11 protein-coding genes and 2 rRNA genes are annotated in these 16443 nt (G+C 69.7%); 11 read left to right on the top strand and 2 right to left on the bottom strand.

Going from position 1 to position 16443, the window contains the following annotated elements; all coding sequences use genetic code 11:
• Positions 1–8: 8 nt before the first annotated feature.
• Together MODMU_RS15330 and MODMU_RS15325 are read right to left on the bottom strand one after the other, a co-directional pair.
• Positions 9–344: an STAS domain-containing protein gene (locus MODMU_RS15330; protein ID WP_014741217.1), complete on the bottom strand. Its 336-nt coding sequence runs from the start codon at positions 342–344 to the stop codon at positions 9–11.
• Positions 345–482: 138 nt separating this feature from the next.
• Positions 483–1364, bottom strand: a complete 882-nt coding sequence (locus MODMU_RS15325; protein WP_041795332.1) for a diacylglycerol/lipid kinase family protein — start codon at positions 1362–1364, stop codon at positions 483–485.
• A gap of 149 nt (positions 1365–1513) precedes the next feature.
• Between MODMU_RS15325 and argC the strand changes: the two genes are divergently transcribed.
• From argC to MODMU_RS15270, 11 genes are all read left to right on the top strand, one after another.
• The gene (gene argC, locus MODMU_RS15320) at positions 1514–2554 is read left to right on the top strand and encodes an N-acetyl-gamma-glutamyl-phosphate reductase (RefSeq protein WP_014741215.1); all 1041 of its coding nucleotides are present in this window, start codon (positions 1514–1516) and stop codon (positions 2552–2554) included.
• Positions 2551–3702: a bifunctional glutamate N-acetyltransferase/amino-acid acetyltransferase ArgJ gene (gene argJ / locus MODMU_RS15315; protein ID WP_014741214.1), complete on the top strand. Its 1152-nt coding sequence runs from the start codon at positions 2551–2553 to the stop codon at positions 3700–3702. The genes argC and argJ overlap by 4 nt, the downstream gene beginning before the upstream one ends.
• Positions 3699–4691, top strand: coding sequence for an acetylglutamate kinase (gene argB, locus MODMU_RS15310; RefSeq protein ID WP_014741213.1), 993 nt, complete (start codon positions 3699–3701; stop codon positions 4689–4691). Before argJ ends, argB begins: the two co-directional genes overlap by 4 nt.
• Entirely contained in the window at positions 4688–5872 is a 1185-nt protein-coding gene (locus MODMU_RS15305) for an acetylornithine transaminase (protein ID WP_014741212.1), read from the top strand. The genes argB and MODMU_RS15305 overlap by 4 nt, the downstream gene beginning before the upstream one ends.
• Positions 5869–6816, top strand: coding sequence for an ornithine carbamoyltransferase (argF, locus tag MODMU_RS15300; protein ID WP_014741211.1), 948 nt, complete (start codon positions 5869–5871; stop codon positions 6814–6816). Before MODMU_RS15305 ends, argF begins: the two co-directional genes overlap by 4 nt.
• Before the next feature lie 30 nt (positions 6817–6846).
• Positions 6847–7401 carry an arginine repressor gene (locus tag MODMU_RS15295; protein WP_014741210.1) on the top strand — a complete coding sequence of 185 codons (555 nt, stop codon included), beginning with the start codon at positions 6847–6849 and terminating at the stop codon, positions 7399–7401.
• A complete protein-coding gene (gene argH / locus MODMU_RS15290; RefSeq protein WP_014741209.1) occupies positions 7398–8840 on the top strand; it encodes an argininosuccinate lyase in 1443 nt (480 codons plus the stop codon). Before MODMU_RS15295 ends, argH begins: the two co-directional genes overlap by 4 nt.
• Positions 8804–9505 carry a DNA-3-methyladenine glycosylase gene (locus MODMU_RS15285; RefSeq protein ID WP_331437112.1) on the top strand — a complete coding sequence of 234 codons (702 nt, stop codon included), beginning with the start codon at positions 8804–8806 and terminating at the stop codon, positions 9503–9505. Before argH ends, MODMU_RS15285 begins: the two co-directional genes overlap by 37 nt.
• The gene (gene tyrS, locus MODMU_RS15280; protein ID WP_014741207.1) at positions 9498–10790 is read left to right on the top strand and encodes a tyrosine--tRNA ligase; all 1293 of its coding nucleotides are present in this window, start codon (positions 9498–9500) and stop codon (positions 10788–10790) included. Before MODMU_RS15285 ends, tyrS begins: the two co-directional genes overlap by 8 nt.
• 355 nt (positions 10791–11145) lie before the next feature.
• Positions 11146–12665 (top strand): 16S ribosomal RNA (locus MODMU_RS15275).
• A gap of 486 nt (positions 12666–13151) precedes the next feature.
• Positions 13152–16278, top strand: a 23S ribosomal RNA gene (locus tag MODMU_RS15270).
• Together the 16S and 23S rRNA genes form the textbook arrangement of a ribosomal RNA operon.
• The last annotated feature ends 165 nt before the right edge of the window (positions 16279–16443 follow it).

Genomic DNA, 16443 nt, shown 5'->3' with positions numbered 1-16443 from the left:
CGGCGAGCTCAGGCCACGGTCGCGAACAGCGCGGCCGCACCGGTCATCTCGACCACCCGCCGCACGGCGCGGGACGGGTGTCGCAGCTCCGGCACCCGGCCCGAGCGCCGGGTCGGCTCGGTCTCCCGGACCAGCAGCCGCAGCCCGCGGCAGTCGAGGAAGGTGGTCGCCGAGACGTCCACCGCCACCGCGGCGGAGGACCCGGTCGGGGCGGTGGCGTGCCAGTCGTCGACCACCAGGGAGTCGACCTCGCCGCTGAGCCGGAGCACCAGCTCGCCGTCCTCCTCGACCAGGTGGATGGCGCCGGGCAGCTCGAGCTGGTGCGGTCCGGGGCTGGTCTCCATGGCAGTGCTCCTCCCGACCGGGCCCGTCGTCCCGGTCGAGCAGGACTGTGCACGCGGGTGCTGACAGAACCGCCGGAGCGACCTCCCAGTCGGCTGCGCAGCCCCACGCGCCCCAGCAGCACCAGCCCCGCGGCCGGGTCAGCCGACGGTCGCCAGCGCCCCCGCGGCGATGTCGACGGTCACCTGCGTGCCGGCCTCCAGCTCCACCAGCTCGCCGTCCAGCTGCAGCGGCATCGGCGCCAGCGCGGTGAACGCGTAGTGCGTGGTGCTCGGCTGCGGACCCAGACCGCGGGTCGCGGCGCGCAGCGCGGTGGCCAGCACCCGCAGCCTGCCGGTCCGCTGCTGGGTCACCACCTCGAAGACGCCGTCGTCGGGCCGGCCGCCGTCGCTGAGCCGGGCGTACTTGGCCATCTCGGGGATGTTGGCGAACAGCAGGCTGTCGATGCTGCGCCGCCGACCGTCCTCGAGCTGCACGGGGAAGGGCCGGAAGCGGGCGAACCCGCGGACCACCGACACGATCTCCCGCCAGGAGCCCTTGCCGCCCTCCTCCAGGTCCACGGCGACGACCGGGGTCAGCCCGACGCCGATGTAGGAGTGCGCGTAGCGGGTCACCGCGTCGGGCCCGCTGCCCAGGGTGAGCCGGAGCGCGTCGATCCGCCGGACGTCGCCGGCGACGATCGCGTCGGCCAGCGGACGCCGCCGCGTCGTCCGGCGGTGGTCGTTGGCGTTGCCGGCGGCGCGCACGGCGCAGACCGCCCGGTCGTTGCCGGCCTGCAGGACGCCGTCGACCACCTCGTTGTAGCCGCCGTCGCCGCTCACCGAGACCAGCAGCGGTGCGCCGGTGGCCGCCACCTCGCGGGCGATCTCCCGGGCATGGCCGGCGTACCGGGTGGGGCGGAGCTCCAGCGGCACGGTGGGGAGCCGCTGCGCCAGCTCGGCCCGCAGCTGCTCGGCGGACGCCGGAGCGTCCCCGGTGCTGTGCGGGTTGAAGACGATGACGATGCGGTCGAACGGGGACACGGCGGCGGGCTCCTCGGGGTGCGCGGGTGGTCGGGCAGGCGCGGAGGGCCCGGCAGGGAGCACTGTGCCCGCCGCGGGCCGGTCGCGGCGAACGCGACACCGGTGCCCGGCAGTGCACGTCCATGCACGGCTGTGTATGATCATGCATCGTGGACGAGGGACGGACGTGGACGGTCGGGGTCACCGGCGCCACCGGGTACGCGGGCGGTGAGGTGTGCCGGCTGCTGGCCGGGCACCCGCAGCTGCGGCTGACCGGGGTGCACGCCAACGCGAGTGCCGGTCGACGCCTGGGTGAGCTGCAGCCGCACCTGACGCCGTACGCCGACCTCGAGGTCCGCGGCAGCAGTGCCGCCGAGCTGGCCGGCTACGACGTGGTCGTGCTGGCCCTGCCGCACGGGGAGTCCGCGGCGATCGCCGCGGAGCTGCCTGCGGACACCCTGGTCATCGACTGCGGGGCCGACCACCGGCTCAACGACCCGGCCGCGTGGGCCCGCTGGTACGGCGGCGAGCACGCCGGGCACTGGCCGTACGGGCTGCCCGAGCTGCCCGGGCAGCGGGCGCAACTGGCCGGGGCGCGGCGGATCGCCGTCCCCGGCTGCTACCCCACCTCGGTGACCCTCGCGCTGGCCCCGGCGCTGGCCGCCGGGCTGGTCACCCCGGACGTGGTCGTGGTCGCCGCCAGCGGCACCAGCGGCGCCGGCAAGTCCGCCAAGACCCACCTGCTGGGCAGCGAGGTGATGGGCTCGGCCAGCGCGTACGGCGTCGGCGGGGTCCACCGGCACACCCCGGAGATGGTGCAGAACCTGTCCCAGGCGGCCGGTGCACCGGTCAGCGTGAGCTTCACGCCCACCCTGGTGCCCATGAGCCGGGGCATCCTGGCCACCTGCTCCGCGCCGCTCGCGCCGGGCGTCGACGCCGACCGGGCGCGGGCCGCCTACGAGAAGGCCTACGCCGACGAGCCGTTCGTGCACCTGCTGCCCGAGGGGCAGTGGCCGACCACGGCTGCCGTGCTCGGCGCCAACACCGTGCAGCTGCAGCTCGCCGTCGACCCGGACGCCGGCCGCCTGGTCGTCGTCGCCGCGGTCGACAACCTCACCAAGGGCACCGCCGGCGCCGCGCTGCAGTGCGCCAACCTGGCCCTCGGCCTGCCCGAGACCACCGGCCTCCCGCTGGTGGGGGTGGCGCCGTGACCGTCACCGCGCCCCAGGGCTTCCGGGCCGCTGGCGTCGCGGCCGGGTTGAAGAGCTCCGGCGACCCGGACGTCGCGCTGGTGGTCAACGACGGCCCGGACGACGTCGCGGCCGCGGTCTTCACCACCAACCGCTTCCCGGCCGCCCCGGTGCTGTGGAGCCGCCAGGTGCTGGCCGGCAACCGGCTGCGGGCCGTGGTGCTGAACTCCGGCGGCGCCAACGCCTGCACCGGGCCCGAGGGCTTCGCCGACACCCACGCGACCGCCGAGCACGTCGCCGGTGAGCTGGGCATCGGCGCGATCGACGTCGCCGTCGCCTCCACCGGCCTGATCGGGGTCCGGCTGCCGATGGAGAAGCTGCTCGCCGGCGTCAGCGGCGCGGCGGGGGCGCTGTCGGCCGACGGCGGTCCGGACGCCGCCCGGGCGATCATGACCACCGACTCGGTGCCGAAGACGACCGTGCAGGCCGGCGACGGCTGGACGATCGGCGGGATGGCCAAGGGCGCCGGCATGCTCGCGCCCTCGTTGGCCACCATGCTCGTCGTGCTCACCACCGACGCCGTCGTCGACGCCGCCGTGCTGGAGCCGGCACTGCGCGCGGCGACCGCCGCCAGCTTCGAGCGGGTCGACTCCGACGGCTGCCTGTCCACCAACGACACGGTGGTCGTGCTGGCCAACGGCGCCAGCGGGGTCACCCCGAGCGCCGAGGAGCTCACCGCGGCGCTCACCGCGGCCGCCACCGACCTGGCGATGCAGCTGCTCGCCGACGCCGAGGGCTCGACCAAGGACATCGCGATCACCGTCCGCGGCGCGGCCAGCGTCGCCGACGCGCTCACCGCCGGCCGGGCCTGCGCCCGGAACAACCTGCTCAAGACGGCGCTGTTCGGCAACGACCCGAACTGGGGCCGGGTGCTCGCCGCGATCGGCACCACCGACGCCGCCTTCGAGGCCGACCGGGTCGACGTGACGATCAACGGCGTCACCGTCTGCCGCGGCGGGTCCATCGGCGACCCGCGCGAGGGCGTCGACCTCACCGGGCGCGCCGTCACCATCGACGTCGACCTCGGGGCCGGCGCCGAGCAGGCCACCATCTGGACCAACGACCTGTCCATCGCCTACGTGCACGAGAACTCGGCCTACTCCACATGAGCGCTGCCCAGGACCCGACCCCACCCGACGTCGCGGTCGACGAGACCCCGCCCAAGCCGCTCATCGGCACCCGGCGGGTGATGCGGACCAACGACCCCGAGGGCGACGCGCGCAAGGTCGCCGTCCTCACCGGTGCGCTGCCGTGGCTGCGCGAGTTCCACGGCAACGTGGTGGTCGTGAAGTACGGCGGCCACGCGATGGTCGACGAGGAGTGCCGCCGCGCCTTCGCCGAGGACATGGTGTTCCTGCGGACGTGCGGCATCTTCCCGGTCGTCGTGCACGGCGGCGGCCCGCAGATCAGCGCGATGCTGAACCGGCTGGGCATCCCCAGCGAGTTCCGCGGCGGGCTGCGGGTCACCACCGAGGAGACCATCGACGTCGTCCGGATGGTGCTCACCGGTCAGGTGGGCCCGGAGGTCGTCGGCCTGATCAACTCGCACGGCCCGCTGGCCGTCGGGCTGTCCGGTGAGGACGGCGGGCTGTTCACCGCGGCCCGCACCGCCGCCGTCGTCGACGGCGAGCAGGTCGACGTCGGCCTGGTCGGTGACGTCGTCGCGGTCGACCCGACCCCGGTCACCGCGCTGATCGAGTCCGGCCACATCCCCGTCGTCGCCACCGTCGCCCCCGACGCGGCCGGCCAGGTGCACAACGTGAACGCCGACACCGCCGCCGCGGCGCTGGCGGTCGCGCTGGGCGCGGTGAAGCTCGTCGTCCTCACCGACGTGGAGGGGCTCTACGCCAACTGGCCCGACCGGGACTCGCTGGTCGAGCAGATCGACGCGACCGAGCTCGCCGAGATCCTGCCGACCCTGGACGCCGGGATGATCCCGAAGATGGCCGCCTGCCTGCGCGCGGTCGAGGGCGGGGTGAAGCGGGCGACCGTCGTCGACGGCCGGCTCCCGCACGCCCTGCTGCTGGAGATGTTCACCACCGAGGGCACCGGGACGATGGTCGTCCCTGCCGCACCAGGAGAGGAGTCAGCACCGTGACGCACACCGAGGAGCTGGCCCGCCGCTGGTCGGCCGTGATGATGGGCAACTACAAGACGCCGCCGGTGGCGCTGGCCCGCGGGGCGGGGGCGACCGTCTGGGACGTCGACGGCGCGGAGTACACCGACCTGCTCGGCGGGATCGCCACCACGATCCTGGGGCACGCGCACCCGAGGGTCGTCGAGGCCATCTCCACCCAGGCCGCGACCCTCGGCCACGTGTCCAACCTGGCCATGCACGAGCCCGGCGTCCGGCTGGCCGAACGGCTGCTGGAGCTCGCCGGCCGGCCCGGCCGGGTCTTCTTCTGCAACTCCGGCGCCGAGGCCAACGAGGCGGCGTTCAAGATCAGCCGGTTGACCGGGCGGCCCGAGGTGGTCGCCGCCCTGGGGTCCTTCCACGGCCGCACCATGGGGTCGCTGGCGCTCACCGGCCAGCCCGGCAAGGCCGCGGCCTTCGCCCCGCTGCCCGGCGGCGTGCGGCACGTGCCCTACGGGGACGCCGACGCCCTGCAGCTGACGGAGCAGACCGCGATGGTGCTGCTCGAGCCGATGCTGGGGGAGGGCGGCGTGCTGCCGGCCCCGCCCGGCTACCTGGCCGCCGCCGCGGCCCAGGCCCGGGAGGCCGGCGCGCTGTTCGCCGTCGACGAGGTGCAGACCGGCACCGGCCGGACCGGGCACTGGTTCGCACACCAGGCCGACGGGCTGCAGCCCGACGTCGTCACCCTCGCCAAGGCCCTCGGCGGCGGGCTGCCGCTGGGCGCCACGCTGGCCTTCGGCGACGCCGCGGAGCTGATGACCGCCGGCCAGCACGGGTCGACCTTCGGCGGTAACCCGATCGCGGCCGCCGCCGCGCTCGCCGTGCTGGACACCATCCGCGACGAGGGGCTGCTCGAGCGGGCCAAGGAGATCGAGCACCGCGTCACCGCCGGCGTCGAGGCGCTCGGGCACCCCGGCATCAGCGGCGTCCGCGGGCAGGGGGCGCTGCTCGGCGTCGTCCTCACCGCCCCGGTCGCCGCCGCCCTGGAGGCGCAGCTGCGTGCGGCCGGCTTCCTCACCAACGGGGTGGCGGCGGACGTCCTCCGGATCGCCCCGCCGCTGGTCGTCACCGACGCCCAGCTCGACGCGTTCGTCGCCGCCCTCCCGGCCGCGCTGGACGCCGCTCTCCAGGAGACCGCGCAGTGATCCGGCACTTCACCAAGGACGACGACCTCACCCCGGCCGAGCAGGCCGAGGTGCTGGCACTGGCCGCGCAGCTCAAGGCGTCCCGGCACACCGCCGCGGCGCCGACGCCGCTGCGCGCGCCCAACGGGACCGCCCGGACCGTCGCGGTGCTGTTCGACAAGCCCTCGACCCGGACCCGCATCTCCTTCTCGGTCGGGATCGCCGACCTCGGCGGCGCGCCGCTGGTCATCGACTCCGGCACCAGCCAGCTGGGCCGGGGCGAGTCGGTCGAGGACACCGCCCGGGTGCTGGACCGGCAGGTCGCCGCGATCGTGTGGCGCACGTTCGGGCAGGACCGGCTGGAGGCGATGGCGGCGGTGAGCCGCGTACCGGTGGTCAACGCGCTCACCGACGCCTACCACCCCTGCCAGATCCTGGCCGACCTGCAGACCGTCGCCGAGCGGAAGGGCGCCCTCGCCGGGCTCACCTTCAGCTACCTCGGCGACGGCGCGAACAACATGGCGCACTCCTACCTGCTCGGCGGGGCGCTGGCCGGCATGCACGTGCGGATCGGCTCGCCGGACGCCTTCCAGCCCGACCCGGCGGTCGTCAAGCGGGCCGCCGAGATCGCCTCGGAGACCGGCGGCTCGGTGCAGTGGACGGCCGATGCGGCCGCGGCCGCCGACGGGGCCGACGTCCTGGTCACCGACACCTGGGTCTCGATGGGCCAGGAGGACGAGTACGCCGCCCGCACCGCCCCGTTCCTGCCCTACGCCGTCGACGAGCCGGCGCTGGGGCGGGCCGCCGACGACGCCGTCGTCCTGCACTGCCTGCCCGCCTACCGTGGCAAGGAGATCGCCGCCGCGGTGATCGACGGCCCGCAGAGCGCGGTCTGGGACGAGGCCGAGAACCGGCTGCACGCGCAGAAGGCGCTGCTGCTCTGGCTGCTGGAGCAGAGCGCGTGAGGCGACGCCGATGACCGCCGGGAGTCGGCGGTGACCAGCGCGTTGACCCGGTCGGCCCGGCACGCCCGGATCGTGGAGCTGATCAGCGCCGGGCCGGTCACCTCGCAGACCCAGCTGGCCCGGCTGCTGGCCGACTCCGGCGTCGACGTCACCCAGGCGACGCTGTCCCGGGACCTCGAGGAGCTCGGCGCGGTGAAGATGCGCGGCTCCGACGGCGCGCCGGCGTCCTACGTGCTGCCGCCGGAGAACGCCCCGCTGCGCCCGGCCCAGGCCGCGCCGGCGCGGCTGACCCGGCTGCTGGCCGACCTGCTCACCAGCGCCGAGGGCAGCGCGAACCTGGCCGTGCTCCGCACCCCACCGGGCGCCGCCCAGTTCCTCGCCTCCGGGCTGGACAAGGTCGGTCTGCCCGGTGTGCTGGGCACGATCGCCGGGGATGACACCCTCCTGGTGGTGTCCCGCGAGCCGGACGGCGGGGCGGCGCTGGCCGAGCAGCTGCTCGCGCTGGCCCGCCGCACGCCGGCCGGCTCCGCGGAGCCGAGGACCGACCCCGACAGCAGCGACGACGTGGAAGAGAGTGCACCGTGACGGCGACGAACGAGGGCAGCCAGACCCGCTTGTGGGGTGGCCGGTTCGGAGGCGGTCCCTCCCCGGCGATGGCGGCGCTGTCCAAGTCCACCGACGTCGACTGGCGGCTGGCGCCCTACGACCTGGCCGGCTCCCGGGCGCACGCCCGGGTGCTGGAGCGCGCCGGGCTGCTGACCGTCGACGAGCTGGCCCGCATGATCGGCGCGCTCACCGAGCTGTCCGCCGAGGTCGCCGACGGCACCTTCGCGCCGATCGAGGCCGACGAGGACGTGCACGAGGCGCTCGAGCGCGGGCTGCTGGACAAGCTGGGCACGCTCGGCGGCAAGCTCCGCGCCGGGCGCAGCCGCAACGACCAGGTCGCCACCGACCTGCGGCTGTACCTGCGGCACAACGTGCGCGCCCTGGCCGGCGAGCTGGCCTCGCTGGAGTACGCCCTGATCGGGCTGGCGCTGCGCTACCGGGACGTCGCCGCGCCGGGCATGACCCACCTGCAGCACGCCCAGCCGATCCTCATCGCCCACCAGCTGCTCGCCCACGCGCACTCGATCGCCCGGGACGTCGACCGGCTGGTCGACTGGGACAAGCGCGCCGCGGTCAGCCCGCTGGGCTCCGGCGCGCTGGCCGGCTCGTCGCTGCCGCTGGACCCCGACGCCGTCGCCGCCGAGCTCGGCTTCGACCGGGCCTCGGACAACAGCATCGACGCGGTCAGCGACCGCGACTTCGCCGCCGAGTTCTGCTTCGCCGCGGCGCTGATCGGCGTCCACCTGTCCCGGCTGGGGGAGGAGGTCGTGCTGTGGACGTCGACCGAGTTCGGCTGGGCGCGGCTGGACGACGCCTGGGCGACCGGGTCGTCGATCATGCCGCAGAAGAAGAACCCGGACATCGCCGAGCTGGCTCGCGGCAAGGCCGGCCGGTTCGTCGGCAACCTGACCGGTCTGCTCACCACGCTCAAGGGCCTGCCGCTGGCCTACGACCGCGACCTGCAGGAGGACAAGGAGCCAGTCTTCGACTCCGTCGAGCAGCTGCTCCTGCTGCTGCCCGCGGTCACCGGGATGGTCGCCACCCTCACGCTGCGCCCGGAGGTCATGGAGGCCGCCGCGCCGCAGGGGTTCGCGCTTGCCACCGACGTCGCCGAGTGGCTGGTGTCCAACGGCGTCCCGTTCCGGTCGGCGCACGAGATCAGCGGCGCGATGGTCTCCTTCTGCGAGCAGGCCGGCCTGGAGCTCGACCAGCTGGACGACGAGCAGCTGGCCGGGATCGACGAGCGGCTCACCCCCGAGGTGCGCTCGGTGCTGCACGTCGAGGGCGCGCTGTCGGCCCGCCGGGCCCGGGGTGGGACGGCCCCCGAGCGGGTGGCCGAGCAGCTGACCACGCTGGCCGAGCTGGCCCGGCAGCACAGCGACTGGGCCCTGCACTCACCGGTGGCGGCGGCCCTCTGACCTCCCCGGCCGCCCCGACGCCCGAGCCGGGTCCGCTGCTGGAGGCCGCGGACCTGCTCGGGCCGGTCGACGTGGTCGCGCCGTCGCTGCTCGGCTGCTGGGTCGTCGCCGACCGGCCCGAGGGGCAGGTCGCGCTCCGGCTGACCGAGGTGGAGGCGTACTCGGGTGCGGGGGAGGACCCCGCCTCGCACGCGCACCGCGGCCCGACGCCCCGGGCGGAGATCATGTTCGGCCCGCCCGGCCGGCTCTACGTGTACTTCAGCTACGGCGTGCACTGGTGCGCCAACGTCGTCGTCGGGCCGGTCGGCCGAGGGGCGGCCGTGCTGCTGCGCGCGGGGGAGGTCGTGGCGGGGGAGCCGCTGGCGCGGTCCCGACGCCCGGCCGCGCGGGCCGCGCGGGACCTGGCCCGCGGCCCGGCCCGGCTCACCCAGGCGCTGGCGATCGGCCCCGACGACCGGGGCGCGGCCCTGCTCGACCCGGCGTCCGGTGTCCGGCTGCACCGGGGTTCACCACCCGCCGACGTCTCGGCCGGCCCCCGGGTGGGGATCAGCGTGGCCACCGACCTGCCGTGGCGGTTCTGGGAGACCGGAGCCCCGTCGGTGAGCCCGTTCCGGGCGGGCGGCAAGCCCCGCCGGGCCGCCAGGCAGGATCAGGCCCGTGACTGACGTGATCGACGAGCTGCACCGCCGTGGGCTGATCGCCCAGAGCACCGACGAGGAGGCGCTGCGCGCGCACCTGGCCGAGGGCCCGGTCACCTACTACTGCGGCTTCGACCCGACCGCGGCGAGCCTGCACGTCGGGCACCTGATCCAGTTCATGGTGCTGCGGGCACTCCAGCGCGCCGGCCACCAGCCGATCGTGTTGGTCGGCGGGGCCACGGGGCTGATCGGTGACCCGCGACCGTCCGCGGAGCGGCAGCTCAACGACCCGGGCCAGGTGGCCGCGTGGGTGGACCGGATCCGGCAGCGGGTCGCGCCGTTCCTGGACCTGCCGGCGGCCGAGCAGGGGCTGGCCGCGCCGATCTACGTGGACAACCTGGAGTGGACCGCGCCGCTGTCGGCCATCGACTTCCTGCGCGACCTCGGCAAGCACTTCCGGGTCAACCGGATGCTGGCCAAGGAGGCGGTGTCCGCCCGGCTGAACAGCGACGCGGGGATCAGCTACACCGAGTTCAGCTACCAGATCCTGCAGGCCAACGACTTCCGCGAGCTGTTCCTCCGGCACGGTTGCACGCTGCAGTCCGGTGGCTCCGACCAGTGGGGCAACATCACCGCCGGCGTGGACCTCGTCCGGCGGACCGACGGCGCCTCGGCGCACGCGCTGGCGACGCCGCTGATCACCACCGCCGACGGCAAGAAGATCGGCAAGACCGAGGGCGCCACCGTCTGGCTCGACCCCGAGCTCACCAGCCCGTACGCGTTCTTCCAGTACTGGCTGAACATCGAGGACGTCGACGCGCGCGCCTGGCTGCCGCTGTTCTCCGAACGACCGGCGGACGACGTCGCGGCGCTGGTCGCGGAGTCGGTGGAGCGCCCGGCGTCCCGGGCTCCGCAGCGGGCCCTGGCCGAGGAGCTGACCCGCCTCGTGCACGGACCGGAGCAGCTGGCCCAGGCCGAGGCGGCGGGGCGTGCGCTGTTCGGGCGGGCGGAGCTCAGCGAGCTCGACCCGGCCACGCTGGCGGCCGCGCTCACCGAGGCGGGTGCGGTGGAGGTCGAGGACCCGGCGGCACCGGTGTCCACGCTCCTTCAGCGCGCCGGGCTGGCGTCCTCGCTGTCCGACGCGCGCCGGACGGTCAAGGAGGGCGGGGCGTACGTGAACAACGTGCGGGTCGCCGACGCCGACGCGGTGCCGGAGCCGGGGGACTGGCTGCCCGGGGGGTGGCTGGTGCTCCGCAAGGGCAAGCGGTCGGTGGCCGGCGTGCACCGGGCGGGGGCAGGACGCTCCGTCTGACGGGGCTCCCGGGCCGTGTGAACAGCGGATGACGGCCGGGTTCCGGGCAGGTGGCGCGCGTCACGACCCCCGGGTTTGACACCCCCGCCGGATCCACGTAACTTTCTCTCTGCGCCGGGAACGACCGCGAGGCCGGGCCCGGGCGCCGAGCAGGACAACACAAGCCGGAGACGACGACCTTCCAAGGTCTGGTTCTCCGCGCGTCCGCTCCTTGAGAACTCAACAGCGTGCCGAAAGTCAGTGCCAAGTATCAATACCCCCTGGCCTGACTGCCTTTATGGGTGGTCATGGTCTTGGGTTCCTTTGGTTGATTGAACGAGAGTGCCAACTCTCGGTCTCAGCTGCGATCAAATCATCTACGGAGAGTTTGATCCTGGCTCAGGACGAACGCTGGCGGCGTGCTTAACACATGCAAGTCGAGCGAGGCCCTCCTTCGGGGGGTGCCCTAGCGGCGAACGGGTGAGTAACACGTGGGCAACCTGCCCTCAGCTCTGGGATAACTCCAAGAAATTGGTGCTAATACCGGACGTGACCGCTGACCGCATGGTCTGGTGGTGGAAAGATTCATCGGCTGAGGATGGGCCCGCGGCCTATCAGCTTGTTGGTGGGGTAATGGCCTACCAAGGCGACGACGGGTAGCCGGCCTGAGAGGGTGACCGGCCACACTGGGACTGAGACACGGCCCAGACTCCTACGGGAGGCAGCAGTGGGGAATATTGCGCAATGGGCGAAAGCCTGACGCAGCGACGCCGCGTGAGGGATGACGGCCTTCGGGTTGTAAACCTCTTTCAGTAGGGACGAAGCGCAAGTGACGGTACCTACAGAAGAAGCACCGGCCAACTACGTGCCAGCAGCCGCGGTAATACGTAGGGTGCAAGCGTTGTCCGGAATTATTGGGCGTAAAGAGCTCGTAGGCGGTCTGTCACGTCGGCTGTGAAAACCCGAGGCTCAACCTCGGGCCCGCAGTCGATACGGGCAAACTAGAGTACTGCAGGGGAGACTGGAATTCCTGGTGTAGCGGTGAAATGCGCAGATATCAGGAGGAACACCGGTGGCGAAGGCGGGTCTCTGGGCAGTAACTGACGCTGAGGAGCGAAAGCGTGGGGAGCGAACAGGATTAGATACCCTGGTAGTCCACGCCGTAAACGTTGGGCGCTAGGTGTGGGGGCCATTCCACGGTCTCCGTGCCGCAGCTAACGCATTAAGCGCCCCGCCTGGGGAGTACGGCCGCAAGGCTAAAACTCAAAGGAATTGACGGGGGCCCGCACAAGCGGCGGAGCATGTTGCTTAATTCGATGCAACGCGAAGAACCTTACCTAGGCTTGACATGCACGGAAATCTCGTAGAGATACGGGGTGCCTTTGGCGTCGTGCACAGGTGGTGCATGGTTGTCGTCAGCTCGTGTCGTGAGATGTTGGGTTAAGTCCCGCAACGAGCGCAACCCTCGTTCTATGTTGCCAGCACGTGATGGTGGGGACTCATAGGAGACTGCCGGGGTCAACTCGGAGGAAGGTGGGGATGACGTCAAATCATCATGCCCCTTATGTCTAGGGCTGCAAACATGCTACAATGGCCGGTACAAAGGGCTGCGATACCGCGAGGTGGAGCGAATCCCAAAAAGCCGGTCTCAGTTCGGATTGGGGTCTGCAACTCGACCCCATGAAGTTGGAGTCGCTAGTAATCGCAGATCAGCAACGCTGCGGTGAATACGTTCCCGGGCCTTGTACACACCGCCCGTCACGTCACGAAAGTCGGTAACGCCCGAAGCCGGTGGCCCAACCCTTGTGGAGGGAGCCGTCGAAGGCGGGATCGGCGATTGGGACGAAGTCGTAACAAGGTAGCCGTACCGGAAGGTGCGGCTGGATCACCTCCTTTCTAAGGAGCACTGGCCGCCACACTCGTTGTGGTGGTCCAGAGCCGCGCGCCGACCGTGAAGCCTGCCCAATCTCGGGTGGGCTCGGGTGTTGGTGGCGGAGCTCGAGGGTGGAACACTGACCAGTTCGGTCGCCGGCTCAGCCTGGTGCCTAGTACGGCTCTTCCTTCGGGGAGGGCGTGGAACGGGATCGGGCAGGGATCGGGGATCGTAGGCACGCTGTTGGGTCCTGAGGGAACGGGCCGGCCCTGCGGGGTTGGGTTGTGAACTCTTGAAGGGCCTCATGCTCGTCGTACCGCCCGGGTTGCCGGGGTCTGGCGGTGGGGGTTGTGGGGTGACTTCCCGTACGTTGAGAACTGCACAGTGGACGCGAGCATCTAGCAAGTTTGTAGGTATGTATCTGGATACCTGCGCTGGTCCAGGACGGAGTTGCCTGTTCTCCTTGTGGGGGCGGGTGTTTTGTTGTGGGTGGGCGTGGGTGTTTGTGTGGCCAAGTTGTTAAGGGCACACGGTGGATGCCTGGGCACCAGGAGCCGATGAAGGACGTAGGAGGCTGCGATAAGCCTCGGGGAGCTGTCAACCGAGCGTTGATCCGAGGATTTCCGAATGGGGGAACCCCGCACCAGTCATGTGGTGTGACCCGCGCCTGAACACATAGGGCGTGTGGAGGGAACGTGGGGAAGTGAAACATCTCAGTACCCACAGGAAGAGAAAACAACCGTGATTCCGTGAGTAGTGGCGAGCGAAAGCGGATGAGGCTAAACCGATCGCATGTCAAGCCGGCAGGCGTTGTGTGGTCGGGGTCGTGGGACGATCCAGATGGTTCTGCCGAACTGTCAGGGAGTCAGAAAAGACTGTGTTAGTGGAAGGCCTCTGGAAGGGGTCGCCGTAGAGGGTGAGAGCCCCGTACACGAAAACTCAGTCTCTCCCGGATCTGCTCCCAAGTAGCACCGAGCCCGTGAAATTCGGTGTGAATCTGGCGGGACCACCCGCTAAGCCTAAATACTCCCTGGTGACCGATAGCGGACAAGTACCGTGAGGGAAAGGTGAAAAGTACCCCGGGAGGGGAGTGAAATAGTACCTGAAACCGTGTGCCTACAAGCCGTGAGAGCCTTATGCGCGTTTACGCGTGGGGGTGATTGCGTGCCTTTTGAAGAATGAGCCTGCGAGTTAGCGGTACGTGGCGAGGTTAACCCGTGTGGGGTAGCCGTAGCGAAAGCGAGTCCGAACAGGGCGATCCAGTCGCGTGCTCTAGACCCGAAGCCGAGTGATCTACCCATGGCCAGGTTGAAGCGCGGGTAAGACCGCGTGGAGGACCGAACCCACTTCAGTTGAAAATGGAGGGGATGAGCTGTGGGTAGGGGTGAAAGGCCAATCAAACTCGGTGATAGCTGGTTCTCCCCGAAATGCATTTAGGTGCAGCGTCACGTGTTTCTTGCCGGAGGTAGAGCACTGGATGGTCTAGGGGCCCCACAAGGTTACTGAAATCAACCAAACTCCGAATGCCGGTAAGTGAGAGCGTGGCAGTGAGACTGCGGGCGATAAGGTTCGTAGTCGAGAGGGAAACAGCCCAGATCATCAGCTAAGGCCCCTAAGCGTGTGCTAAGTGGAAAAGGATGTGGGATCGCAGTGACAACCAGGAGGTTGGCTTAGAAGCAGCCACCCTTGAAAGAGTGCGTAATAGCTCACTGGTCAAGTGGTTCCGCGCCGACAATGTAGCGGGGCTCAAGCACACCGCCGAAGCTGTGGCATTCACACGAACCCGTCTCTGACCTTGAGTCAGTGGCCAGGTGTGTGGATGGGTAGGGGAGCGTCGTGTGGCGGTGGAAGCGGCGGAGTGATCCAGCCGTGGACGCCACACGAGTGAGAATGCAGGCATGAGTAGCGAAAGGGGAGTGAGAAACTCCCCCGCCGGATGACCAAGGGTTCCTGGGCCAGGCTAATCCGCCCAGGGTGAGTCGGGACCTAAGGCGAGGCCGACAGGCGTAGTCGATGGACAACGGGTTGATATTCCCGTACCCGCGAAAGAACGCCCATGCTGAACCCAGCGATGCTGACCGCCTGAAGCCGGTGACTGACCTTCGGGTCTGATCTGGTGGAACGCGGGACCCGGACTGGTAGTAGGCAAGCGATGGGGTGACGCAGGAAGGTAGTCCTACCGGTGAGTGGTAGTACCGGTGCAAGGGTGTGGCCCGTCGTGTAGGTAAATCCGCACGGCACCAGGGTGAGGCCTGACGCATAGCCGAATGAGGCGAATTGGATGATCCTATGCTGCCGAGAAAAGCCTCTAGCGAGTTCTTAGCGGCCCGTACCCCAAACCAACTCAGGTGGTCAGGTAGAGAATACCAAGGCGATCGAGCGAACTGTGGTTAAGGAACTCGGCAAAATGCCCCCGTAACTTCGGGAGAAGGGGGGCCATTCACCGTCAACGCACGTGCTGCGGGTAGCGGTGGGTGGTCGCAGAGACCAGTGAGAAGCGACTGTTTACTAAAAACACAGGTCCGTGCGAAGTCGAAAGACGATGTATACGGACTGACGCCTGCCCGGTGCTGGAACGTTAAGGGGACGGGTTAGTGCACCTCGGTGCGCGAAGCTCAGAACTCAAGCGCCAGTAAACGGCGGTGGTAACTATAACCATCCTAAGGTAGCGAAATTCCTTGTCGGGTAAGTTCCGACCTGCACGAATGGCGTAACGACTTCTCAGCTGTCTCAACCACAGGCTCGGCGAAATTGCACTACGAGTAAAGATGCTCGTTACGCGCGGCAGGACGGAAAGACCCCGGGACCTTCACTATAGCTTGATATTGGTGTTCGGTTCGGCTTGTGTAGGATAGGTGGGAGACTGTGAAGCGGGCACGCCAGTGTTCGTGGAGTCGCCGTTGAAATACCACTCTGGTCGAATTGGATGTCTAACCTCGGTCCGTGATCCGGATCAGGAACAGTGTCAGGTGGGTAGTTTAACTGGGGCGGTTGCCTCCCAAAATGTAACGGAGGCGCCCAAAGGTTCCCTCAGCCTGGTTGGCAATCAGGTGTCGAGTGCAAGTGCACAAGGGAGCTTGACTGCGAGACCGACGGGTCGAGCAGGAGCGAAAGCTGGGACTAGTGACCCGGCACCGGCATGTGGAAGCGGTGTCGCTCAACGGATAAAAGGTACCCCGGGGATAACAGGCTGATCTTCCCCAAGAGTCCATATCGACGGGATGGTTTGGCACCTCGATGTCGGCTCGTCGCATCCTGGGGCTGGAGTAGGTCCCAAGGGTTGGGCTGTTCGCCCATTAAAGCGGTACGCGAGCTGGGTTTAGAACGTCGTGAGACAGTTCGGTCCCTATCCGCCGTGCGCGTAAGAGACTTGAGAAGAGCTGTCCCTAGTACGAGAGGACCGGGACGGACGAACCTCTGGTGTGCCAGTTGTTCCGCCAGGAGCACTGCTGGTTGGCTACGTTCGGCAGGGATAACCGCTGAAAGCATCTAAGCGGGAAGCTCGCTTCAAGATGAGGTCTCTCACCGGGTCAACCGGGTAAGGCCCCCGCCCAGACCAGCGGGTTGATAGGCCGGAGGTGGAAGCGCAGTAATGCGTGGAGCTGACCGGTACTAATAGGCCGAGGGCTTGACCACACATACATCCAGCAACATTGCTCCAACGTGCTTGATCGTCTCGCGTCCACTGTGCAGCTCTGAAGGTACGGAACCCCCGATCATTCGACCGGGCGCGGTTCCCCCACCTCCAGCCGCCACACCATCCCTCACGGGATCGGGGTGGTGGTGGGTGGGTACATCTTC

This window comes from Modestobacter italicus (assembly GCF_000306785.1).
Classification (GTDB): Bacteria; Actinomycetota; Actinomycetes; order Mycobacteriales; family Geodermatophilaceae; genus Modestobacter; species Modestobacter italicus.
This window is presented reverse-complemented; position numbering and strand designations above follow the sequence as displayed.